18 protein-coding genes and 1 pseudogene are annotated in these 22,919 nt (G+C 73.6%); 12 read left to right on the forward strand and 7 right to left on the reverse strand.

Annotated features, from left to right (window positions below):
• Positions 1-34 precede the first annotated feature (34 nt).
• Positions 35-2,797 carry an AAA family ATPase gene (locus tag IE332_RS32055; RefSeq protein WP_229929082.1) on the forward strand — a complete coding sequence of 921 codons (2,763 nt, stop codon included), beginning with the start codon at positions 35-37 and terminating at the stop codon, positions 2,795-2,797.
• Between the two features lie 53 nt (positions 2,798-2,850).
• Here IE332_RS32055 and IE332_RS42275 read toward each other — a convergent pair whose 3' ends face one another.
• On the reverse strand, positions 2,851-4,377 hold the full coding sequence (locus IE332_RS42275; RefSeq protein ID WP_308437636.1) for a dihydrofolate reductase family protein: 1,527 nt from the start codon (positions 4,375-4,377) through the stop codon (positions 2,851-2,853).
• A 257-nt stretch (positions 4,378-4,634) separates the two neighbouring features.
• Here IE332_RS42275 and IE332_RS32070 point away from each other — a divergent pair, with 257 nt between their 5' ends.
• From IE332_RS32070 to IE332_RS32080, 4 genes and pseudogenes are all read left to right on the forward strand, one after another.
• Positions 4,635-5,507, forward strand: a complete 873-nt coding sequence (locus tag IE332_RS32070; protein WP_229929083.1) for a TnsA-like heteromeric transposase endonuclease subunit — start codon at positions 4,635-4,637, stop codon at positions 5,505-5,507.
• Positions 5,508-5,536: 29 nt separating this feature from the next.
• Positions 5,537-7,375 (forward strand): flagellar biosynthesis protein FlhF, encoded by a 1,839-nt coding sequence (locus IE332_RS32075; protein WP_189923331.1) that lies wholly within the window; start codon positions 5,537-5,539, stop codon positions 7,373-7,375.
• 357 nt (positions 7,376-7,732) lie between these two features.
• Positions 7,733-7,813 (forward strand): annotated as a pseudogene (locus IE332_RS42590) (hypothetical protein); the annotation flags it as partial.
• Between the two features lie 36 nt (positions 7,814-7,849).
• Positions 7,850-9,217 carry a hypothetical protein gene (locus IE332_RS32080; protein ID WP_229929084.1) on the forward strand — a complete coding sequence of 456 codons (1,368 nt, stop codon included), beginning with the start codon at positions 7,850-7,852 and terminating at the stop codon, positions 9,215-9,217.
• Between the two features lie 194 nt (positions 9,218-9,411).
• On the opposite strand, the gene IE332_RS32085 is transcribed toward IE332_RS32080, so the two are convergent.
• Together IE332_RS32085 and IE332_RS32090 are read right to left on the reverse strand one after the other, a co-directional pair.
• Positions 9,412-10,407 (reverse strand): ABC-2 membrane transporter-related protein, encoded by a 996-nt coding sequence (locus IE332_RS32085; protein WP_189923333.1) that lies wholly within the window; start codon positions 10,405-10,407, stop codon positions 9,412-9,414.
• Positions 10,404-11,297, reverse strand: a complete 894-nt coding sequence (locus IE332_RS32090) for an ABC transporter ATP-binding protein (RefSeq protein WP_189923335.1) — start codon at positions 11,295-11,297, stop codon at positions 10,404-10,406. The genes IE332_RS32085 and IE332_RS32090 overlap by 4 nt, the downstream gene beginning before the upstream one ends.
• A gap of 200 nt (positions 11,298-11,497) precedes the next feature.
• On the opposite strand from IE332_RS32090, the gene IE332_RS42060 reads away from it, so the two are divergent.
• The 3 genes from IE332_RS42060 (at position 11,498) to IE332_RS32105 (ending at position 14,834) form a co-directional block, all read left to right on the forward strand.
• Entirely contained in the window at positions 11,498-12,739 is a 1,242-nt protein-coding gene (locus IE332_RS42060; RefSeq protein WP_189923337.1) for a sensor histidine kinase, read from the forward strand.
• Positions 12,736-13,428, forward strand: a complete 693-nt coding sequence (locus IE332_RS32100) for a response regulator (protein ID WP_189923339.1) — start codon at positions 12,736-12,738, stop codon at positions 13,426-13,428. Before IE332_RS42060 ends, IE332_RS32100 begins: the two co-directional genes overlap by 4 nt.
• Positions 13,429-14,003: 575 nt before the next feature.
• On the forward strand, positions 14,004-14,834 hold the full coding sequence (locus tag IE332_RS32105) for a DUF4328 domain-containing protein (RefSeq protein ID WP_189923341.1): 831 nt from the start codon (positions 14,004-14,006) through the stop codon (positions 14,832-14,834).
• Positions 14,835-14,910: 76 nt separating this feature from the next.
• On the opposite strand, the gene IE332_RS32110 is transcribed toward IE332_RS32105, so the two are convergent.
• Positions 14,911-15,342, reverse strand: a complete 432-nt coding sequence (locus tag IE332_RS32110; protein WP_189923343.1) for a hypothetical protein — start codon at positions 15,340-15,342, stop codon at positions 14,911-14,913.
• Positions 15,343-15,644: 302 nt separating this feature from the next.
• On the opposite strand from IE332_RS32110, the gene IE332_RS32115 reads away from it, so the two are divergent.
• A complete protein-coding gene (locus IE332_RS32115) occupies positions 15,645-16,010 on the forward strand; it encodes a hypothetical protein (RefSeq protein ID WP_189923345.1) in 366 nt (121 codons plus the stop codon).
• A gap of 75 nt (positions 16,011-16,085) precedes the next feature.
• On the opposite strand, the gene IE332_RS32120 is transcribed toward IE332_RS32115, so the two are convergent.
• From IE332_RS32120 to IE332_RS32130, 3 genes are all read right to left on the reverse strand, one after another.
• Complete coding sequence (locus IE332_RS32120) at positions 16,086-16,928, reverse strand: alpha/beta fold hydrolase (protein ID WP_189923347.1); 843 nt, start codon at positions 16,926-16,928, stop codon at positions 16,086-16,088.
• 5 nt (positions 16,929-16,933) lie between these two features.
• Entirely contained in the window at positions 16,934-17,575 is a 642-nt protein-coding gene (locus IE332_RS32125) for a dihydrofolate reductase family protein (protein WP_189923349.1), read from the reverse strand.
• Positions 17,576-17,725: 150 nt separating this feature from the next.
• Positions 17,726-18,049, reverse strand: a complete 324-nt coding sequence (locus IE332_RS32130) for a hypothetical protein (RefSeq protein WP_189923351.1) — start codon at positions 18,047-18,049, stop codon at positions 17,726-17,728.
• Positions 18,050-18,192: 143 nt separating this feature from the next.
• Here IE332_RS32130 and IE332_RS32135 point away from each other — a divergent pair, with 143 nt between their 5' ends.
• From IE332_RS32135 to IE332_RS32145, 3 genes are all read left to right on the forward strand, one after another.
• Positions 18,193-18,834, forward strand: coding sequence for a DedA family protein (locus IE332_RS32135; protein WP_189923353.1), 642 nt, complete (start codon positions 18,193-18,195; stop codon positions 18,832-18,834).
• Positions 18,835-18,935: 101 nt separating this feature from the next.
• Positions 18,936-22,277 (forward strand): hypothetical protein, encoded by a 3,342-nt coding sequence (locus IE332_RS32140; protein ID WP_189923355.1) that lies wholly within the window; start codon positions 18,936-18,938, stop codon positions 22,275-22,277.
• Between the two features lie 216 nt (positions 22,278-22,493).
• Positions 22,494-22,772 (forward strand): hypothetical protein, encoded by a 279-nt coding sequence (locus IE332_RS32145; protein ID WP_189923357.1) that lies wholly within the window; start codon positions 22,494-22,496, stop codon positions 22,770-22,772.
• The last annotated feature ends 147 nt before the right edge of the window (positions 22,773-22,919 follow it).

Consider the following 22,919-nt stretch of genomic DNA (forward strand, 5'->3'; position numbering starts at 1 on the left):
CAGAGACGATCAGCACACGGGGGCAGGGGCACAGGTGCGGGGGCGCGACACGGAGCGGGACCGGATCGGGCGGCTGCTGGCGGACGCCCGGCAGGGGACCGGCGGCGCGCTGCTGCTGCACGGCGAGGCCGGCATCGGCAAGACCGCCCTGCTCGACTGGGCCGCCGGGCAGGCCGACGGCGCGCGGGTGCTGAGCGTCGAGGGCATCGAGTCGGAGACGGAGCTCGCCTACGGCGGCCTGCACCAGTTGTTCCTGCCCGTCCTGGACCTCGTCGACGCCCTGCCGGGCCCGCAGGCCGCCGCCCTGCGGGCGGTCTTCGGGCTGACCGCCGACAGCGTCCGCGACGGCTTCACCGTCGGCCTCGCCGTCCTCACGCTGCTGTCGGAGGCCGCCGCCGACGGCCCGCTGCTCTGCCTGGTCGACGACGCCCAGTGGGTCGACCAGCCCTCGGTGGACATGCTGACCTTCGCCGCCCGCCGGCTCCGCGCGGAGGGCGTCGTGATGCTCTTCGCGGTCCGCGACGGGGCGCCGGGCGCCACCGTGAAGGGGATCCCCGGGCTGCTCGTCGAGGGGCTGGAACGCACCGCCGCCGCCGAACTGCTCCCGGGCCTGCCCCCGTACGTCGCGGACCGGGTGATCGAGGAGGCCGGCGGCAACCCGCTGGCCCTGATCGAGCTGTCGGCCTCGCTCACCCCCGCCCAGCGCGCCGGGCGGATGGGCCCGCTGGCGCTGCCCGAGACGGCCGCCGGGCGGCCGAGCCGCATCCAGGACGGATTCCTGGAGCAGATCCGGCGGCTGCCGGACGCCGCCCAGCTGGTGCTGCTGGTGGCCGCCGCCGACGACACCGGCAGCCTCGCCGTGGTGCTGCGGGCCGCCCGGGAGCTGGGCACGGCCGTGGAACACCTCGAACCCGCCGAACGGGCCGGGTTCGTGGTCCTGACCGGGGAACTGGTGCGCTTCCGGCACCCGCTGGTGCGCTACGCCGCCTACCGGAGCGCCCCGCTGGCCCGGCGGATCGCCGCGCACCGGGCGCTCGCCGAGGCCCTGGGCGCGGTGGGCCAGGCCCACCGGCGGGCCTGGCACCTGGCCGCCGCGTCGACCGGACCGGACGAGCGGGTCGCCGAGGAGCTGGAGCGGGTCGCCGAGTGGGCCGGCAACCGGCAGGCGATGGCGTCCGCGTCCGCCGCGTACGAACGCGCGGCCCAGCTCACCGCGGACCCGGACCGGCGGGCCCGCCGCCTGGTCCAGGCCGCGCAGAAGGCCGCCGACGCCGGCCAGGACGAACGGTGCGGCGCCCTGGCCGACCAGGTGCCGCTGCCGCTGGCGGACCCCGGGGTGGCGGCGAACTTCGCGCGCGCCCGGGCGGTGGTCGAACTCGGCTACCGCAGCCCGGAACGGGCCGCCCGGATCCTGCTCGACAGCGCCGACCGGACGGGTGCCGCCGGTTCGACCGGCGTAGCCGCGGCGGGTGCGAGCCCGGCCGGCGCCGACCCGACGGACGCCGCCCCGGCCGCTGCCGCGCCGCCGGACACCACGGCCTCCCTGCTGACCGACGCCGTCCACGCGGCCTGGTCCGGCGGGAACGCCGCGCTGATCGAGGAGATCGCCTCCCGCGCCCCCGACCTGCCCGTCCTGGCCGTGCCCGCCCGGCTGTTCGGCGGGGACGTGCCCGGCGCGCTCGACGCGCTGCGGCGGCTCGTGGCGAGCAGCCGGGACGACGGCACCGGCGTGATGGACCGGCTGATGACCGGGATCTACTGCCGGCTGACGGGGGACCACCAGGCCGCGCGACAGGCCGCCGCCGCAGCGGTCGCCCACTGCCGGGAGCAGGGCGTCAGCGGCTGGCTGCCCACCACGCTGGACCTGCTGGTCCGTACGGAGCTGGCGCTCGGCCACCACGACGAGGCGACGGCCCGGGGCACCGAGGCGCTCGGGCTGGCCGAGTACTACGACCTCGCCCACCGGGCCGCCCACCTGCGCGCCGCCCTGGCCACGGCGGCGGCCGTCCGGGGCGAGGAGGAGCAGGTCCGGGCGCTGACCGACGAGGCCCTGGCCTACGCCCGGCCGCGCGGCGTCGGCCGGGCCACGGCGGACGCCCTGTGGGCGCTGGGCCTGCTCGAACTCGGCCTGGGCCGGGCGGAAGCGGCCCTGGAACAGCTGGAGGCGGCCCGGCGCGAGGTGGCCCATCCGCTGCTCTCGCTGCCCCTGCTGCCGGACCTGGTCGAGGCGGCCGTCCGGGCCGGCCGCCCGGAGCGGGCGGCGGACGCCGCCCGGCAGCTCGACGAGTGGGCCACCGCACTGGGACGGCCCGCGCTCGGCGCCCTGGCCGCCCGCTGCCGGGCGCTGACCGGCCCCGACAGCGCGGCCGAGGAGCACTTCACCGAGGCCCGGGCCCTGCACGAGGGCGGCAGCGCGTTCGACCGGGCCCGCACCGCACTGCTGCACGGGGAGTGGCTGCGCCGCCTGCGCCGCCAGATCGACGCCCGGGAGCGGCTGCGCGCCGCCCGGGAGGACTTCGAACGGCTCGGCGCCCGGCCCTGGGCCGACCGGGCCAGGGCGGAGCTGGGCGCCGCCGGGGGAGAGACCGTGCTGACCACCCGCCAGGACGGGCCGATCAGCCTGCTCAGCCCGCAGGAGCGCGAGGTGGTCCGGCTGGCCGCGGCCGGGGCGAGCAACCGGGAGATCGCCGCGCAGCTGTTCCTCAGCCCCCGTACGGTCGGGCACCACCTGTACCGGGCCTTCCCCAAGCTGGGCGTCGGCTCCCGCACCGAACTGGCCGCTCTGCTGGCGTCCTGAGGCGGGAGCCGACTCCGTGCCGCCGCTTCCGGTCTCACGAGGCGCCTCCGGCCTCACTGCGCAGGCGCCGACTCCGGCACCGACCAGACCAGCCGGGTCTGGGCGACCCGGTAGCCGGCCCGGGCGAAGGCGGCCGCCATCGGCGCGTTGTCGGTGTCCGTGGTGGCCGTGATCAGCTCGGCCCCCGCCTCCACCTGCACCCGGGTGATCTCGGCCAGCACGTCGTCCACGTACCCCTGGCCGCGCAGCTCGGGGACCACGCCGAGGTAGCCGACGTTGCGGTTGTACGGCGTCGCCGACGGCAGCGCCAGCCCGGCGACCGCGCCGTCGGGGGTGCGGGCCAGCCGCCACCACGAGCGCTCCCCGGGGCAGCCGAGGTAGAAGTCGACCTCCTCCTGGGCGGCTGCCTCGGCCCCCATCAGCGCGACGTTGCGGCGGGTCTCGGCGTCCAGGCTGCCGACCGCGATCCGGCGGAACACGTCGAGGAACTCCTCGTCCGTGCCCTCGGTGAAGACCAGCCGTCCGCTGCCGGCGGGCAGCCCGGCCTCCGGGGTCCACTCCAGGCGCAGCCGTTCCACCACGTCGGTGAGCCCGGCGGCCAGCGCGGCGGCGCGGCGCCAGTCGGCGGCCGCGACCACGGCCGGGTCCTCGCGCCAGCCCGTCGGCAGCGTCAGGTTGTAGAGCGGGGGCTTGGCCGCGCCCTGCTCGGCGAAGGCCCGCAGGCCGGCGCCGATCAGCTCGGCCCCGACCGCAGCCCGGTCGGCGACCGACGGGTCGACGTACAGGCAGTCCAGGGCGACGGGGTGTTCGCTGCCCGCCTGCCCCCACCACAGGGCGCGGGCCACCACCCGGCCGTCCTGCTCGGCGATCCAGGTCCACTCCGGGCGGTACATGCCCTCCCCGAGCTCCTCCAGGTAGCGGTCGGCGTCGATCCAGCCGACCGGCTCGTCCACCGTCACGGCGGTGACCCGGTCGAGGTCGGCTTCGGTGGTGGGGCGGAACAGCATCCGGGACTCCTTGGTGTACGTGGTGACGGTGGCGCCGGAGGTGAAGACCCGGGAGTCGGTCAGCGTGAACCCGGTGGGGAGGAAGGGCGCCCGGAACAGCGGGATGCCGGAGCCGGCCACCACCGGGTAGCGCTTGACGACCAGTTCGTCGATCTCGCCGAGCAGCTGACCGGCGAGGTCCGCCCCGCCGCACAGCCAGATGCCCGCGCCGTCCTGCCGCTTGAGGCCGCGGACGAACGCCACCGGGTCGCCGGAGACGATCTCCACCGCCGGGTCCAGCGGGGCCAGGGTGCGGGAGAAGACGTACTGGGCGAGGTGAGGGTAGGGGCTGGTGACGCCGGCCGCGAGGCCGTGCCCGTAGGTGCCGCGGCCCATCAGCACCGTGTCGAACCGCTTGTTGGCGACGCCGTCCAGGCCCAGCGGCCCGCGGCCGTGGGCCGGAAAGGTCTCGGGGTACTCGGTCACCAGCGCGGCGGCGAGATCGCCCTCGAAGGGGAAGAAGTCGAACTGGCCGTCGGGGCCCGCGATGAAGCCGTCGAGGGTGGTGCCGACGTAGTAGGTGAGCTGGCGCAAAGTCCTGCTTTCGTTCTGCTGCGGGGTGACGTCACCGACGCTACGGCGACGGCCGTACACCGGGCATCGGTCACCCCGACGTAATGCGGCCGGTTGTGACTGCGACCGATAGTTTGCGAGCGGCGGTCCGGGGCTCGGTCGAGTCACGGTGAGTAGTGGTCATGTGCGGTCTCTGGCAGCGCTGAGGTATGTGACCGTGGTGCTGTGGACGGGTGGGTTCTTCGGCTGGGGCCTTGATCGGGTCCGATGTGTGCGGCGTGGGCGACCTGTTGGTGGCGTACGCGGGTGATGCCGCGGACCGGGATCGTCTTCGGCTGGCGGATGGCTGGCTGCGTCGCTGGGTCGGTACGTGGCTGGTCGGCGAGACGGAGGTCTCGTGGCCGTTGGGGGACATGGCGTCGGCTCCGGTGTCGGCGGCACGGCCGGTGCGGAGGTTCACGTGGCGGTCTCGGCAAGGGCACCGGCCGGGGCTGCAGTTCATGGTCTCCACGGGGCGGCACCACGGTTTCGAGTCGCTGGAGGAACAGCGCCTGCTGCTCGCGCTGGACTTCGTCGGCGTCCTGGAGGTCCTGCCGCAGCCGTTCGAGCTGGACTTCGAGCACCTGGGGGGACGGTCGCGCCATGTCCCGGACTTCCTGGTGGTGATGCCGGGCGGCAGGATCTGGCTCTTCGACGTCCGCCCGGAGCGGCTGATCAAGCCGGAGGACCGGCTGAAGTTCGCCGCTGCCCGAGAGGCGGCGGCGGCCTGTGGCTGGGGCTATTCGGTGGTGGCCGGCTGGCGGGAGCACGTGTTGACCGGCTTGGACCACCTGTCGTCCCAGCGTCGTCCGTTGCCGGACCGGCTCGGTCTGGAGGGAGAGTTGCTGAGGGCGGCGCCGCTGCGGTTCGGTGAGCTGGTGGCGGCGACCAGGTTGCCGGCCGTCGCCCGCGCGCACGCGACGCATTTGCTCTGGCACCGGCGGCTGGGCGTCGATCTGGGCCGGCCGCTGGGCATACTTCGTTGGTCTGGCCCACCCGCGTCGGCGGCTTGTGATGCGGTCGTTCGACTTGGCGGTGGCGCGAGGGGACCGCGTCCCTGGCCAGGCCCGGCGAGCCGCGGCCTGACTATGATCCCGCGACCACGACGCTGACCGAGCGCCGGCGGGCCAAGGTTGCCGAGTTGAAGGCCCTGCCCGCCGGCGAGGCGGCGGTGCTGGGACTTATCGGGCTGGGACTGCGCACGCTCCAGGGCCTGTCCACGGTCGCGCCGCAGGATCTGCCGGCGGCCTGCGCGGACGGCCGGTGGACCCGGCGGCGCGGTCCGCGCCGCAGCATCACCCCGGAGATCCGCGAGGCGGTCTTCGCGGTCCGCAAGGAGTGCGAGGGCCGTTCGCGGATCAGCATGAGCGCAAAGCACCGTCTGCTGCACCAGTACGTCGCGGAGCGGTTTTCCGACTTCCCGACCGAGAAGGTCCCCTGCCGGGACACGCTGGCAGCGGTCTGGGAGGAGTGGTTCGGTCCGCAGGACGGCCGGCAGCGCTACCTGCGGTCGGCCGCGGCGGCCAAGGAGGCGGGCGTCCAGGGCCGGGTGGTGGTCCACCGGCCGGGTCAGGTGCTGGCGCTGGACTCCACTCCGCTGCCGGTCATGCTGCGCGAGTCGGTGTTCGGGGAGCCGGTGAGCGCGACGCTGACGCTCGGCCTGGACCTGTTCACGCACTCGGTGCCTGCGTTCCGGCTGACCCCGCAGGCGGATCAGTCGGTCGACGTCGCCATGCTCCTGCGGGACGTGATGCTGCCGCTGCCGATGCGTCCGGGCTGGGGCGAGGAGATGGCCTGGCCCTACCCCGGCGTCCCCGCCGAGATCGTGGCCGAGTTCGCCGGGCACGAGGTCGCCGCCCTGCCGTTCTTCACCCCGGAGACGGTCACCACCGACCACGGTGGCCCCTACAAGAGCCATGAACTGGTGGCGGCGGAGCGGGAGCTGGGCTGCAACGTCCTGCCTGCCCGGGCTCTGCGTCCGACCGACAAGTTCGCCGTCGAGCGTGCGTTCTCCGCGTTCAAGACGCTGCTGTTCGAGCACCTGCTCGGGTTCACCGGGACGGATGTCGCCGACCGCGGAAGCGATCTGGAGGCGGACGCGGTGCTGACGTTCTCCCAGATGGAACACCTGATTGCCACCTGGATCGTCCGGGTCTGGCAGGCCAGGGAATTGGGCGAGTACGCCCCGGCCTGGGGGCCGGGCGAGCGGCACAGCCCGAACTCGCTGTTCGCGGCGGCGATGCAGCAGGGCGGCTTCTCGCTGCGGATCCCCGAGCCGGAGCTCTACTACCGGCTGCTTCGCCGGCACTACGTCAAGATCCACCCGCGTCGCGGGGTGAAGATCCTCGGCCTTTGGTATCACGTCGACCAGCCGCGTTACCTTCTGCCGTCGGAGCGCGGCGGCCGGCACGCGGGCAAGTGGGTGGTCTCCAGCGACCGGCGCGACCGACGCACCGTGTTCTTCCAGGACCCCGACGACCACCAGGTCTGGCACACGCTGCGTTGGAACGGGCTGCCGTCCGAGGGCGAGGTCCCGGCGTTCTCCGACAAGACCGCGGCCGACCTGCTCGCAGAGGTCCGGCGGGCCGGGCTGGCCCCGCGCTCGGACGCCGAGCTGCTGCCGGTCCTGCTGGGGCTGCTGGGCTCGGTCACCCCGGTCGCGGCCTGGCCGAGCCAGGCCGGGAAGAAGGACCGGGCAGCCCGCTCGCGCGAGCACACGCGGGCCCAGGCGGCGGCCGCCGACCGGCCCAAGCCCGACGCCGTCCCGGCGCCTGCGGCGATGCCGCAGCCGTGGGAGCGGCACGCCAGGACCGTCCGGGCGGCGGTCGACGCCGACCGCCGCCGCCGGCGCGAGAGCGCGAAGCCGGCCGCGCTGACGGCACCGCCGCTGCTGGAGGAGTCCTTGCGCGGCAACCTGTTCCTCCTTCCCGCCCACGCCCCGGTCGGCCAGGCCGACGACGAACCCCTGGAGAACACGTGACGGCATCCGGATCAGGCGATCCGCAGGACCAGTGGCCGTCGCGGGAACGGCTCGCCGAGCTCGTGCTGCGGCCCACGCTGCACCGCGACACCTTCGAGGGCTGGCAGCACTACCGGCTCACCCGCGGTCAGTTGCTGCCCCCGCCGCAGCTGACTCCGAAGCAGTGGGCGGTGCTGCCCGTCGACCGCCGGTTCGACTACGACATGTTCCGCCGGCTGACGAACGTGAACCTGCCGCTGCAGCAGACCCCGATGGCGACGAAGGTGACCCGGCTGATCAAGCGGCGGCTGCACGGCAACGCGCTCAAGATGGACGATCCGACACTGGCCGGGGTGATGGTCAGCGGCTTCGGCCACTATGGCAAGACCGCCCCATTGCCTGGCCGGGGACGGCTCGGCCGTCCAACAACGGCACGGCGGGTCCTGGCGCCGTCGCTGGCGACTGGCAACCAGCTTCGCCTGCGTCAAGCACCGCGTGTTTCTGGAACACGAGTGCCCCGGTTGCCACCGGCCGTCCGGCCTCACGCTCAACGGGGGTTGGCCCGGCTCCCTCCTGCTGATCGGCAACCCCGGGCTGGAAGGTCTCCATCCGGCCGCCTGCCGCAGCGACGCCGAGCGCGGACGGCCCGGCGTGATCTGCGGCCACCGACTCGACCAGCCCGCCAACGCGCCCCTGCGGCCCCTACCACAGAACCTCGCGGATCTGCAGTCCCGCCTCGACCACCTCTTCGACGAGGAAACCGCACCGGAAGACGCCTTCGCGACCTTTGCCGACCTCCAGACGATCACCGCACTCGTCCTCGCGACCTGGCCCGCGATGGCGGAGATGGTCACCACCGACCAGAAAGCCGCCGTCGACGAGCACCTGACCGCCCAGGAGAAGCGACTGCCCGGCTTCGTCGCCCAGAGCGCGCCGCGCGACGACGGCGTCTTCTGGACCTACCTGCCGCGCTCGTCCATCGGCGCCGCCACTGTCCTGTCCGTCGCCGACCGGCTGCTGAGCCTGCCCGACGGGGAACTCGGGCAGGAACTCGGACGGCTCGCCCCCCGATGCCCTGAACGCGACAACAAGCGGTGGGGAGCCATTTGGAAGCTCCTGGACAAGGACACCACACTCGCGCGCCGCGCAGTCGTCCAGCAACCCCTGCGCAAGCGCCCCCGCCCGCGCACCCCCTCCACAGCCTGGTCGCGTCGCCAGATCATCCCCTCGCTCCTCGCCCTCAAGATCGAACACCGCCACGGTTTCGCCCCCGAGAACATCCCCCAGGAACTACCCGACCAGTGGTTCCGGATCTTCTGGACGGACGCGGACTGCCCGTTGCCACCGCACTCGCGTAGGTTCCGGCGCACGGCCGCGATCCTGCTCGTCCAGATCGCCGAAGACATGAACGCCCAACAGGCAGCCGAGTACCTCGGCTTCCCGCCCGGCACCAACTTGCTGGCCACTCCGGCCCAGCAGCCGGCCCCCGCCAGCTCTGACGAACGCACGGACGACCTTCACGAAAGCCTTTACCGGCTCGCCGACCACCTCGCCGCCATCCCCGCGGCCGACCATGTCGACTACCGGCGTCGCCGCCGACAATACGAGTCTTGGCACCTCGGCGACGACGCGTTCGCCGAGCTCGTCGAGCGCTTTGTCGCGGTCAACAAACGAAAGCCGGCAGCCCCAGCAGACCAACTGCACGAGGCCCTCTCCGCACTCATCTGGTCACAGGTCACAGGCAGCGAGCCCTGCCTCGCCCCCTGCTTCCGCCTGCCCTTCGCCGCACCGGGCCGCAGCACGACCAGAAGCGATCCGGCCATCCATCTCGCCAACCGGCTCCGACGAGACAAACCCCGCTAGCCCTACTCCGTCCTCCTGCCGCTGCTTGCCGAGCACGCCGCCGACCTACTTCGGTCTTGAGTGGTAGCAGCGCAACGGCCTCGAACGCCCGTACGCCTTTCGGTGGGGGTGAGTCGTGCCTTCCGCAGGTCGGTCGAGGGGAGCGTGAGCTTGGTCCCGGGCCCGTGTGTGGCTCGAGGCCGAGCAGAGCCGGATCAGGTCGTACGGCGTCGGATCCAGAAGAAGCAGAAGCCCGCGAGCGCCGCAGTCATGGCGGTATAGAGCGCTGCCTCGATCAGCTGGAAGGGCCAGTAGCGAGTGTTCGGCTGGTAGGTGGCGGTCACGTGGAGGTCCTGTCTGGCCAGGCAGGTGATCGTACCGTCGAACTGGCCTGGCATCAGGCAGGTGTTGATCTTCTCAGCGCTTGGCGGTTGTCCGGCCGAGCCGAGCGCGTGGCCGGCGGAGATGACCCAGGCATCCGGGAGGGAGATTCCGTCGATCACGAGCGACGAGCCGTTTTGGATGATGCCGTCGGCGTGGCTCAGTGTCGTTGCATCGAGCCGGATATCCGCGGTGCGCGCTGGGAGGTAGTTCGGCCGAAGGGCGGTCGGCACGGTGAACTGCACGGCCGCGAACAGGGCCAGGGTCAGGCCCATGGCGGCGACTGGTCGGCGCAGCAGCACACCGGTGGCGGTTCCCAGGGTGAAGGCGAAGGCCGCATAGGAGAGCGGAACGATGCCGCGTGCGCCGAAGACCAGCGCGGAGAACCTGGCGGCCTTGACCGTGTCGTACTGGCTCGCGCCCCAGGACATCGGCAGATCGAGCAGTCCTGTCAGGGTCACCGCGCCGAGGCCGATGGTCAGCAGCTTCACCGTCAGCCACCGGCTTCGGGTGACGCTCTGGTGCCAGGCCAGCCGGTGCGTTCCGGCTGCCAGCTCCCCGCTGATCAATGGTGCTCCCCAGAAGGCACCGAGCAGGCCAGGGACGGTCATCAGGGCCAGATCCGTGAGCATGACGACAGTGGAGTACTTGTCCGCGAAGCCCGAGACGAGGCCGGGCGCGCAGCCTGTGGCGATGCACCCCGCCAGGCTGCGGTCGTAGTCATTGTGGATGTTCAGTCCGAGTACCAGCAGGTAGATCGCGGCTGCGGCAAGAGCGATCGCGCCGGCGATCGCCTGCGTACGGAACTGACGCCAGGTCACCCAGATCATCGGAGGCCCTCCAGGTCATGCGAGTTGTGCGTCTGCCGGTCGCGGTCCAGGTAGGCGAGGACCAGGTCTTCGAGGTCGGGGCGCTCGGCCTGCCAGTTCCCCTCCGGCAGTGGCTCGGTGGTCCTGACGAGGAATGCGCTCTGGTGGTCGGTGTGGTCCTCCTGCACGACCGACAGGTGTGGGGGGAGCGCGGACGCTGCACGGCGTGGACCGACGATGCGGTAGTGCTCGGCGATCAGGTCCTCGCAGGGCCCGGCCAACCGCACCCGGGCTCCGGAGATCAGGAGCAGGTAGTCGCAGACCCGTTCGAGGTCGGCGATCACGTGGGAGGACAGGACGATGGTCCTTCCCTCCCGCTCTGCGGCGAACTCCGTCAGGCCGTGCAGGAAGGAGCGCCGTGCCAGCGGGTCGAGGGCGGCCACCGGCTCGTCCAGCAGCAGCAGTTCGGGCTGCTTCGCGGCCGCGAGGGCCAGTGCCAGTTGCGCGCGCTGGCCGCCGGACAGCCTGCCAGCCTTCTGTTGAGGATCGAGGCCGAGCCGTTCGATCCGACGGTGCGCGGCCTCGTGGTCCCAGGCAGGGTTCATCCGAGCGCCGAAGCGCAGGTGGTCGGCGACCGACAAGCCGGCGTACACCGGGGTGTCCTGGGCGACGAATCCGACCCTGGCCAGTTGTCCGGGGCCAGTCCCCGGCTGGTGGCCGAGAACACGGATGCTTCCGGTGGTGGGGGTCAGCTGGCCGCAGGCCAGGTTCAGCAGTGTGGACTTTCCGGCCCCGTTCGGGCCGACCAGCCCCACCACCCGTCCTGCCGGGATCGACAGCGTGCACTCTTCCAGGGCCCACCGGCCCCGATACCTCTTGCCCAGCCCGTGGGCCTCGATGACGGCGGTCATGGTTCTCCTCTGATCGCGGGTAGCCGCGAGCGATCCGCTACGGTGTGCTGCGGCGACGGCTTCCACCGTGCCGTTGAATAGAGGGGGCGGCGTCGGGCCCGAGGACAGACCTCGACGTGGCCGACTGGCCTCAGGTACACCTCGCCGCATCAGCCCACAGACCGACGCGGGGCCCCTGACCCGGCAGCTACATTGCGATCATGGAATCGCTTCAACCGCCCCTGCTCAAGCGCCTGAGCACGACGCACTGGGCTGTGATCGACTGTGCTGCCGCGGTGCTGGTGATGGCCGGTTCCACCCTGCTCTGGCAGGGGACGGCCCACGCGGACGGGCCGAAGCTCGCTGACCTTCTCATCGCCGTGCTCTCGCTGCTGGCGGTAGCCTTCCGCCGGCGCTGGCCGCTTGCCGCGCTCGCGGGGGTTGTGACCGTCGGAACCGTCGCTACGTTCGTGCGTGGGGGGCCGGTGCCGCTGGTGGCGGTCGCCTTCGCGATGTACGTGATCCCTCAACGGTCACGACGACGTGAGGCGCTCCGGGTGCTCGCCGCCACCTTGCTGGTGATGGTGCCGACCGCCGGGCTCACCGGGTTCCTGCAATTGCCGTACGGTCCGCCCACTCGACACAGCGCCGCGCTGCTCGTCGAGAGCGCGCTGCTCGTCACGGTGGCGTGGACGATCGGCTACGCGGTGCAGCAGCAGAGGCTCTACACCGACAGCCTGCACGCGCAGGCGGAGCAACGGGCGCAGGAGCAGCTGGCCGAGGCCCGTCGCGCGGCCGGTGAGGAACGCCTGCGGATAGCGAGGGAGTTACACGATGTGGTGGCGCACACGATGAGTGTGATCGCGGTGCAGGCGGGGGTCGCGAACCATGTCGCCGCCGAGCGTCCGGACGAAGCGCGGCGCGCGCTGTCGTCTATCGAGGAGACCAGTCGCGGGGCACTGCGGGAGATGCGGGCGATGCTCGGGATTCTCAGGGGCGAGGAGAACAGCGGGCAGCCGAGCCAAGGCGGTGCCGGGACGGCCCCCGCACCGGGGCTGGCGGATCTGGGTGCCCTGGTGGAGCGGACTGCGGAGGCGGGCGTTCGGGTGGATCTGGAGGTCTGCGGCGAGCGGCCGGAGCTGTCTGCCGGCCTGGAGCTGGCCGCCTTCCGGGTCGTTCAGGAGGCGGTCACCAATGTGATCAAGCACGCGGCAGTGGAGCGGTGCCGGGTGGCCGTCATGTACCACCCTGATGCGGTGACGGTGGAGATCACGGACGACGGCGTCGGTGACGGATGGGACGCCGGGAAGGGCATCGGCTGGCCGGTGGCCAGCCACGGCATTGTCGGCATGCGTGAGCGGGTCGGCATGTACGGCGGCGCATTCAGGGCCGGGCCAAGGCCAGGAGGCGGCTTCCAGGTCACCGCCCGATTCCCGGCCACCACGACCGGGGTCTCGCTGTGATCCGCGTACTGGTCGCCGACGACCAGGCACTGGTCCGTGGCAGCTTCCGTCTCCTCGTGGACACCGCACCCGACCTGACCGCCGTCGGCGAGGCCGAGTCGGGCGAGGAGACTGTCGACCTCGCCAGGCGAGAGAGGCCCGACGTCATCCTGATGGACATCAGGATGCCGGGCCTGGACGGCATCGAGGCGACCCGGCGGATCACTGCAGACCCGGCGACCTCGGGTGTCAGAGTGCTGATCCTGACGACCTTCGACATCGACGAGTACGTCTTCGCAGCCCTCCACGCAGGCGCGAGCGGCTTCCTGCTCAAGGACACCCGGCCGGCCGACCTGCTGGCCGCAATCCGTGTCATCGCGGCGGGCGACGCTCTGCTCGCCCCGGGCGTCACCCGCCGCCTCATCGAGGAATTCACCCGCCTCCCCGAAGCCTCCAGCCGGCCCTCCCCCGCGCTGGTGGAGATAACCGATCGGGAGCGGGAGGTTCTGACCCTGGTCGGTCTCGGCCTGTCGAACACCGAGATCGCCACCCACCTGCACGTCAGCCTGTCCACCGCCAAGACCCACGTCGGACGCCTGCTCATGAAACTCGGCGCCCGCGACCGGGCCCAACTCGTCATCGCCGCCTACGACGCCCGCCTGGTCCGCCCGGCATCCGCCACTGAAACACATCGCACCAGAGCTGACTGAGCCCGTAGCCCACTCTCGCGTGGTCGGACAGCGCTACCGACCCCTCGGCGTACGGCCACGCTGCCCGTGCAGCATTGTCCGCAGCTGGCGGTCGGCCTGCGGCATGATCAATCTCGACCCTATTGGCTGCCCCGCCACTACTTGCCCCGTATGTGCAACCTGCCAACAGCTTGATCCGTCACCGACTGTCACTATGGCTGGACGCCACTTCGCAAAGTAACGCCTGCAACGGCTCGCAAACTACAAGTCGCAACCCCAGGTCGCAGAACGCGCACTCGCAAACTACCCGTTGAAGTCACACCGGTCACCGGCCACCGGCCCGCCGGTCATGGGCGCCCGCGACCTGCTCACCGCCCGGGTAGCCGTCGACCGGCTTGTCGGAGCGATCTGTCGGTTATCTGGCGATACCGCCGCTGAGCTGGGAATTCTCGCTGGCAGCCGAGGTCGCGGATCCCCTAGAGTCGGCGCGCCCGTCCCGGTCGGGGTGGTGGCGTACCGGCGTGCGTGGTCGAGCACGCGTGGCGATTCCAGGAGTTGACGGTCTGATGGTGTGTGTGGCGTGCGGGGCACGCCCGGTGGGGACGGACAGCGGCCGCTGCTTCGGCTGCGCGGAAGCGGCTCCCGGATGGGCGGCGGCGCTGCGCCCGGCGAACGGCCTTGCCGCGGCGGTCTACGTCCTGCTGGGGTTGAACGCCGTCCTGGCGGCCGTGGTGGTCGCGGTCGACGTCTGGTCGGACGTGCTCCTGGGCCGGGTGCTGGACGGGTCGGACGACGTCGGCCTCGACGACTTCGACGCCGTGAAAGCCGTGGCGGACACGGTGAACGGGATATTCCTCCCGCTGGCGCTCGCCACCGCCGTGGTGTTCATCGTCTGGTTCTACCGGATCCGCGAGAACGCCGACCTGCTGACGCCGAACGGGCACCGCCACGGACGCGGCTGGACCATCGGGGCCTGGTTCACCCCCGTCGTCCTGCTCTGGTTCCCCTGGCAGCTGATGGTGGACTGCTGGCGGGCGAGCGCGCCGCTGGACGCCGAGGGACGGCGACGCACGCCGTCGGAGAAGGTGCTCGCCCTGTGGTGGTCCACCTGGATCGGCTCGATCGTCGTCGGCCGGATCGCGAGCACCATGGTGCGCCACGTCGACCTGACGGTCATCGACAACCTGGAGAGCCTGCGCGACACCATCCGGGTCGAGGCCGCCGGATCGGCGCTGCGCCTGGTGGCGGCGGTGGCGGCGATCCAGGTGGTCAACCGGCTGACCGCCATGCAGCAGGCACGCCGGGCCGACATCAACCCGCTCGCCGCCAGAGCCGCCCAGGAAGCCCGGGCCCGGGCCCAGGCGTCCCCTCCGGCCGCCACGCCGGCGCCCGCCGACGCTACGCCGGGGGCCCAGTCTCCCGCCTGACGATGGGCGCCCGGCCGAGGAACGAATTCCTCGGCCGGGCCCGGAGGAAACCCCGGACGGTCCCCGCGGGCTGTTGTCAGGCGTGGGCGTGGGGGACGGGTTCGCCGGTGAGGGCGTCGGTCAGGGCCCGGGTACCGAGCGGCCGGCGCAGGACGGCCTTGAGCCCGGCGACGCCGCCGTCCTCGCACCCGATGTCCGGGCCCGAGGCGTCGCGGCGTTCGAGGAGCAGTGCGACCTGCTCGTCGCTCTCGCGAACGACCAGGTCGGGCTTGTAGTCGCAGCCGCTCCAGGAGACCTCCATCGTGATCGTGCGGTCGTCCGCCGCCACGGCGGTGTTCCGCGTGGACGGGTCGGCGAGCGCGATGCGGCGCAGGACCGAAGCGTCCCGCCGCTTGTACGGGAGCGGATAGTCGGATTCACCGCCCCACACCGCGTAGCACGTCGCCACCCCGACCCCGATCAAGCCCACCACGCCCATCCAGCGCTTGTCCCGCGCCGTCAGTTCCACGTCCCCGGCCTCCCCTTGTCGCGGATCAGGGTAGGGCCTGCCCGGCCAGGAGGTCGGTGGCGCGGGGGGTCAGCTGGTACCGCTCAGGGCGGAGCCTGCCCGGATGGGCCACCGACCGTCGGCCTGCCTCTGCCGCCCGTGTCGGAAGTGTCGGGTCAACGTCGGGTCAACGTCGTGGTCGGCCGGTGCGTCCTGCCGTGACGATGGACACCGGGCGGGCCGGAGCGTCCGAGCGCCGCTCCGGGGCCCGCTCACGGCACCCCCGGTCCTCACGATCATCCGTCTGACACCAGGAGACCCCCGTGATCAGGAAGCACACCGCCGTCCGCCTCGCCGCTGTCATCGCCGTCACCACCGCCGGCCTGGGCCTCAGCACCGGGATGGCGGTGGCCGACACCACCTACCCGGCCAACGTCCCCGGCTGTGCCGGCGGCATGGTGGTCTCGTTCTACAGCGGGCACGACCACGTGCGGGGCTACGCGACCTCCACCATGGGTGACTCCTGCAGCGTGGTCCTCCAGCAGTCGAACGGCAACAGCTCGAGCAACTGGACCAACATCCTCCACGACACGGCCTGGACCGACACCCTGCTGGACGCCGGGATCACCTCGCACGTCGTCGTGTGCAACGGGGACACCGGCCGCTGCGCCACCAGCGCCTCGTACTGACGGACGCCGCCGGTCCGCCGTGGTCCCGCCCCAGGGCTGGACCACGGCGGGACGACCGGTGCCGCCCGGCGCCCGCTACCCGAGGGTGAGCATCGCCTCGGCGACCTCGCCGACCGCCGTGGCGGGGATCGCGGTGGCGCCCTCCTCGAGGACGAGCAGCCGGGCCCCGGGGATCTCGCGGGCCATGGCCTCGCCGTTGCCGACGGGGAAGAAGCGGTCGCGGCGGCCGTGGACGACGAGGGCGGGGACGCCGATCCCGGGCAGGCGCTCGCGCCAGCGGGGCGCGCAGTCGAGCCGGGAGAACACCAGGCCCAGCTGGTTGGCCAGCTGGACCGGGGGCGCGGTGCCGGGGGTGCGGTCCCAGACGCGCCCGGCGACGGCGCGCGCGGCGGCGGGGTCGTCGCCGAGGATCTCCGCGCCGGCTGCGGCGAACTCCGCGACCGCCGCGCGGTCGGCCCAGTCGGGCAGCGGACGCGCGAACAGCCGGCCCATCGTCGCCGGGTCGTGGTCGGGGAGGTCGTCGTCGGGCGGGCCGGGGGCGATCGCGCGGGTGCCGACCAGGGTGAGCGCGGAGAACGCGCCCGGATGGTCGAGCGCGGCCACCTGGGCGACCATCCCGCCGACGCCGATCCCCGCGAGGTGCGCGGGCCCGCGGCCGAGCGCGCCGGCCAGGGCCGCCGCGTCGGCGGCGAGGCCGCGCAGGGTGTAGGCGGGCGCCTGCGGATCCGCCGTCGTCGACTCCCCGCTGTCGCGCAGGTCGTAGCGCACCACGCGGCGCCCGCCGGCGGCGAGGCGTTCGCAGAGCGCGTCGGGCCAGGAGAGCATCGTCGTCCCGCCCGCGAGCAGGACCAGCGGCGCGTCGTCGTCGCCGAACGACTCGATGCCCAGGGCGGTCCCGTCGACGTCGACCGTGGTCATCGGGATCACCGGCCGTCGTCGGGCCCGAGACCGCGGTCGGGCGCGCTCATGTCGCCCGTCCTCGGTGTGCCGTCGGCGAGGGCGTAGCGCAGGTACACGGTGCCCTGCGAACCGGCTGCCGGCGGTTCGAGGAGCGTGAGGTTCGTGGGCACCGCGCCGCCCTCGAACACCTTCTTCCCGACGCCGAGCACGATCGGGTGCACCCAGAGGTCGAGGCGGTCGAAGAGCTTCTCCCGCAAGAGGCTCTGCACCAGGTCCAGGCTCCCGACGACCTTCACGTTCTCGTGCCGGTCGCGGATCCCGCGCACCGCCTCGGCCAGGTCCGGGCCGAGCTGGGTGGACCCGGCCCACGGGAGCTCGGGCGTGCCGCGGGAGGCCACGTATTTCGGGACGCGGTTGAAGAGCTCGGCGATCTCGCCCTCCTTCTGGTGCGGCCAGTAGGAGGCGAAGATGTCGTACGTCCGCCGGCCGAGCAGGAGGGCGTCCGTGCCCTCGTACGCGGCGAGGATCTGCGCCCCGGTGGTCTCGTTCAGCAGGGGCGCCTGCCAGCCGCCGTACGGGAACCCCACCGGGTCCTCGTCGGGCCCGCCGGGTGCCTGCCCGACGAGGTCGAGGGTCGCGAACATCTCGATCTGGATGAGTCCCATGTCTGTACTCCCGATGAATCGGTCGTCCCGGCGTTCCGGGCACGCCGGTCGTTCTGGTCGTTCCGGTCGAGATGTAGACCTCCCGGCGCCGGAAAACTCATCGCCACGCCGACACCCGGTTTTCCGCGACCGGGGGCCGCCCGCCTCGGCTCAGGTGAGGGCGATGACCAGCAGGACGGCCGCGAGCAGGAGGACGACCGTCAGCGCCGGGGCACCGGGGCGCCCGCCGGGTTCGGAGGTGACGGCGATCCACGAGACGAGGGGGACCGCCAGCGAGAGGGCGATCGCCAGCCACGTCACGGTACCCATGGGAACCCCGGCGACCTCGGCCCCGAAGACGGTCGTGAACATCACCGCCAGCCAGGCCGTCGCCGTCAGTACGGCCCAGGCCGCGCGGGCGGTCCACCGCTCGGCCGGGTCGGCCGAGCGGAAGTTGGTGCGGGTCGTCGTCCAGATCCGGGTCATGTTCGCCACCGGAGCATCCTGTCGGACGACACCGCCGGGTACCAGGCCGCGGAGACGGGTGCGACGGTCGGGTCCCCGCCCGACAGGGCCGGCACGGGAAGAAGCACTACATTGGGGCGAAAAGGGGCACGATCGCCGACGGGGTGTGGCCGATGCACTCGATCACCGACTGGCTGCGCGGCCTGTCCGGCCCGGTCGTGTACGCGGTCATCGGCGGCATGGTCTTCACCGAGGACGCCCTGTTCTTCAGCTTCTTCATCCCCGGCGAGACCGCCGCCGTCCTCGGCGGCTTCCTCGCCCACCAGGGCAGGGTCTCCCTCGGCTGGATGGTCCTGGTCGTGGTCTGCGCGGCCGTCCTCGGCGACTCCGCCGGCTACGAGATCGGCCGGCACCTCGGCCCGGCGATCCTGCGCACCCGCCCGCTGCGGCGCCACGCCAAGCAGGTCGACACGGCGCAGGACCTGATCCGCCGGCGCGGGCCGGCCGCCGTCTTCGTCGGCCGCTTCATCGCCTTCTTCCGCCCGCTGGTGCCCTCGCTGGCCGGGATGTCCCGGATGCCGTACCGCCGGTTCCTGTTCTACAACGCCCTCGGCGGGCTCGCCTGGGGCGTCGGCTTCACCCTGCTCGGCTACTTCGCCGGGGCCGCCTACACCAGGGTGGAGGGCACGGTCGGCCGGGTCGCCGCCATCGCGATCGCCGTGCTCGTCGCCGTCGCCCTGCTGGTCTGGTACCTGCGGCGGCACCGCTCGCGGCGCCGTGAGCCGTCGGACGACGGCGACGGCCGCAACCCCTGAACAGCCGCTCCTCGAACGAACGGCCTGCTCCTCGACGCGGGGGAGGCGGCCGGAGAAAACCGGGTGCGGGGCCGCTGCCCCGGCGGGCAGAATCGCCGGCGATGCTTCAGTTCACTGCCGACCGGCTGCTGGCCGATGTCGAGTCCCTGCCCCATGCCCTGCGCCTGCGCGAGGTCGCCCGCACCGCCCACCGCCTCGCGGAAAAGGGCCGACTCTCCCCCCTGATCGACGACTTGGCCGCCGGCGGCCCGTACGAGCAGCGGACCGCCGCGCTCGCGGCCCTGACCGGGAAGCAACTCCCTTATCTGTCACGAAGGTTGACCGACCCCGATCCGGTGGTGCGCCGCTACGCCCACCGGGCGGTGCGTGAACTCCCGGTACCGGACGAGGTGGTGGAGCGGGCCGTCCGCACCGCCCCGACCGCCGTCCGGGACGAGCTGATCCGCGCCGTCCTGAAGGCCGGCCGGACGGCGGTGGCCGAGCGCCTGGTGCCCGTCGCCCGGCAGCGGTGGGGGTGCGCCGAGGCGGGGCTGCTGCTGCCGGTCTGCTCACCCGCGTTCGTGGCACGTGAACTGCCCGGCCTGGCCCATGCCGTCACCTTCACCCGCTCGCTCGGGGAACGTCACCCGGCAGCGGTGCTGGACGAGGCGGAGCGCCGGCTCGGCGAACTGCCCCGCGTGGAGCGGGCGGGGTTCTGGCGGCGGAACGCCGTCGGGCTGGGCGCCGCCGCCGGCCGGCTGCCCGGGAGGGCGCTGGATCTGCTGGAGCGCCACCCCGCCACCCAGTACCGGCCGACCTTCCCCGCGCCGCTGCGCGACCGGCTCGCGGCCCTGGCCGCCCACGACCCGGAGCGGACCGCCCGGCTGCTGGTGGCTGCCGGCCGGGACCGGCACGATCCGGCGCCGCGGCCCGCGCTCGCCCGCCGGCTGGCGGCGGCCCCGCTGCCGCTCCTCACCGAACTGGCCCACCGCAGCCCCGCCGACCACGCGGCGCTGTCGCGCGGACTGCCGCCGGCCGCCCGGGTGGCGCTGCACGACGCCGTGGTGGCCGTGTCGAAGACCTACCCCCGCGGGTACTCCGGCGAGGTGCTGGCCACCCTGCCCGCGCCGGAGCGGATCGCCCGGGCCCGGGCCCGGCTGGCCGAGGACCCGGAGGCGCTGAACCTGCTCGTCCAGCTCCCGGCCGCCGAGGCGCTGCCCCGGCTGCTGGCGGCGACCAGGACGGCGGAGTCCTGGGACCGGGGCTACGCCTGGGGCCAGGTGGTGGAGCGGGCCGGACTGTCCGGCGAGCCGAGCGCGGTCACCGAAGCCCTGGTCCTGCTCCAAGGCCTGCGGAACGAACAGGACATGGTGCGGGCCGAGGCCCTGGCGGCGGTCGCCGCCGTACCGCCGAAGCTCTTCGAGGCCGACGCGGCCGGACCCCTGGCGCGCCTCGCCGAGGACGCGCTGACCGCGCGCGACTGCTCGCCGTACACCCGGACCCAACTCGCCCTGCTGGCCTGCTCCGTACTGGCCGAGCACGCCGGCGGCACCGCCCGGGACCTGGTCGACTGGGCCGTCCGCACGATCGAGAAACTCGCCCGGGCCGCGCCGACCGCCCTGACCGCCCCGCCCGCTCCGGTCTTCCCGCGGGAGCGGCAGGCGGCGGTGGCGGCCGAGCTGCGGCCGGCACTGGAACGGTCGGCCGCACTGCTGCTCGCGTTCGTCGACGGACTGCACCCCGCCGCACGTCGACTCCCGCTGATCACAAGCCTGTTGGAGCGGGTGCCGGCCGACGGCCAGGAGTACGGACGGGCGGTGACCCACCTGCTCGCCGACCCCGCCACCCGCGGGCAGCGGGTCGCCCGCCTGATCGAGGCCGAGCCCGCCGCCGTCCCGCTCCCGGCCGTGCGGGCGGTCCTGACCCGGGACCGCACCGACCTGCTCACCCCGCTGCTCACCGCACTGCTTGCTCCGGGGATCAGCACACCGGGCGGCGGCCCCGCCCCGGCGCCGCTCGACCTCACCGCCGCCGACCGCTGGACGGACCGCCAGGTGCGGGCCGCCGCCGCGGCGCTGGCCCGCACGGCGGACGACACCACGGCGACGCCCGCGCAGCGGACCACCGCCCTCCGGGCCGCCGCGCACCTGCCCGGCCACGGCCGGGACCTGCTGCTGCGCTACGCCGGCCACACCGACACGGTGCTCTCCGAGGCCGCCCTCGCCGCCCTGCCGTGGACGGCCCGGCCCGCCGAGGCGCTGCCCGTACTGCTCGGCCACGCCGCCGACGAGCGCGCCCGGGTCGCGGTGTACGCGGCCGCCCGCGCCGCCCGGTTCACCCCGGCCGACGAGCTCGGCCCGGCCCTGGCCCGGATCGTGACCGACCCCACGACCAAGGTGACCAGCCGCAAGCAGGCCGTCCGGATCGCCGCCGCCCACCTGCCGCTGCCCGAGGCGACCGCGCTGCTGGAGACGGCCTACCGGGCCCCCGAGCAGCACCAGGACGTACGGCGGGTGGTGGTGGAGCAGGCGAGTGCCCGGCCCGCCGACCTCCCGCTCTGGGACGTGCTGACGGAGGTCGCCGAGGGCACCTCCGAGCTGCGGACGGTGCTCGCCGGGGAGCTCCGCCCGGACGGACTGCCGGTGGACGACCGCCGCCGCTACGCGGAACTGGTCGGCCGGCTGGCCCTCGCCGAGGACACCCTGGTCGCGGCCATGGGCGCGGGCAAGCTCGCGGTGTGGGGACGGTACGCCCCGCAGGCGGTGGCCGCGCTGGTCCCCGTGGTCACGGACCTGGCCGAGCGGGAGCGGTGGCGCCCGGCCGCCCGGGCGGTGAGCGCGATCGCCTGGTCGGACGCGCCGCACCCGTTCGGCGGCCTCGCCCCGGGGAGCCTGCTGGAACAGACCCTGAGCCGCCTGATCGAGGCCGTCCGCACCGGCGGGCCGGCGGACGACGAGGGCCGGGACGAGGGCCGGGACGAGGCGGCCCGGCAGCGGATCGCGGAGTTCAGCGGCACGCACTTCTACCTCACGGAAGTGACGGCCGAGAGCCGGGCGAGGGACCGCGCCCTGGCCGCCCTGCTGATGACCGAGCCGTCCCTGGTCCCGCAGGCCGTCCCCCGGTTGTGCCACGCCGTCGACCTGCACTCCGCGACCCTCGGCGAGGACCTCGTCCAGCTGGCGGCCGTGCTGACGGACCGCCCGATCCTCGCCGGCAAGGCCGCCGAGGCGCTGCGCCCGGACGACGACCGCACGCCGCCGGGGGAGCACACACTGGCGGCCGTCCGCCGGTTGACGGAGGACGGCGGCCTGGCCGCCGGGCTGTTCGCGGCCAGGCTGGTGGCCCTGTACGGCCCCGGCCGGCAGTGGTCGGCACCGTGGCGGGCGGCCCTGCTCGCCCTGCGCCGGCATCCGCGGCCCGATGTCCGCGACCGCGCCCTGAGCATCTGGACCGCGCGGGAGTGACGTTCCGCCAGGCCCGCCACCTCCGCTGCGTCGTCTCCGTTCGCAGGCTCCTGGTGGCTGGCATGGGCGCTGGCCGGACTCGCCGAGGCGCTGGCACGGCAGGGGCGCGTCGACGACGCCACCGCACTCGCCCGCGAAGCCGAGGCCCTGTCAGGCGCCGCGGTCCACCCGGGGCCACGGGCCCGGGCCCACGCGCTGCTGGGCACGGCTCAGGTGGTGGCCCGCGCGGGGCTTGTCGACCGCGCCGCATCGATCGCCCGGTCCATCGCCGACCCGGACCGGCAGGCCGAGGCGCTCGCGGCCGTGGCCCGCCACGCCGACCCGGACCGGGCCCGCCCGCTGGCCGTCCGGGCACTACGGCTGGGCAGCTGGCACCGGACGGCCGACCTCCTCGCCGCACTCGCGCCCGACGCACTGACCACCATCGCCGACGACCTCCTCCGTGCCCACGCGCGGACCGCCCCCGACCGAACGGACCCTCACCCTCAGGTTTAGCGTGAGCCTTTCCGCCCGGGCCGGCTCCGGTCGCTGTCCGGTGATCGTCGTCCCGGCCGGGGGCGAGGCCGGGCGGGCCGTAGGAGCTCCCGGGGGATACCGCTAGGCTCTGGGCGGCTTCGGGGCGCCGTGCCCGGGAGGGCGAGT

Origin of the sequence: Kitasatospora xanthocidica, assembly GCF_014656195.1 — a bacterium.
Lineage (GTDB): Bacteria > Actinomycetota > Actinomycetes > Streptomycetales > Streptomycetaceae > Kitasatospora > Kitasatospora xanthocidica.

Coding starts and splice junctions, on each gene's coding strand:
- IE332_RS32085 (WP_189923333.1), bottom strand. CDS start 10,407: ATGATCTGGGTGACCTGGCGTCAGTTCCGTACGCAGGCGATCGCCGGC.
- IE332_RS32090 (WP_189923335.1), bottom strand. CDS start 11,297: ATGACCGCCGTCATCGAGGCCCACGGGCTGGGCAAGAGGTATCGGGGC.
- IE332_RS42060 (WP_189923337.1), top strand. CDS start 11,498: ATGGAATCGCTTCAACCGCCCCTGCTCAAGCGCCTGAGCACGACGCAC.
- IE332_RS32120 (WP_189923347.1), bottom strand. CDS start 16,928: ATGACCACGGTCGACGTCGACGGGACCGCCCTGGGCATCGAGTCGTTC.
- IE332_RS32125 (WP_189923349.1), bottom strand. CDS start 17,575: ATGGGACTCATCCAGATCGAGATGTTCGCGACCCTCGACCTCGTCGGG.
- IE332_RS32135 (WP_189923353.1), top strand. CDS start 18,193: ATGCACTCGATCACCGACTGGCTGCGCGGCCTGTCCGGCCCGGTCGTG.
- IE332_RS32140 (WP_189923355.1), top strand. CDS start 18,936: ATGCTTCAGTTCACTGCCGACCGGCTGCTGGCCGATGTCGAGTCCCTG.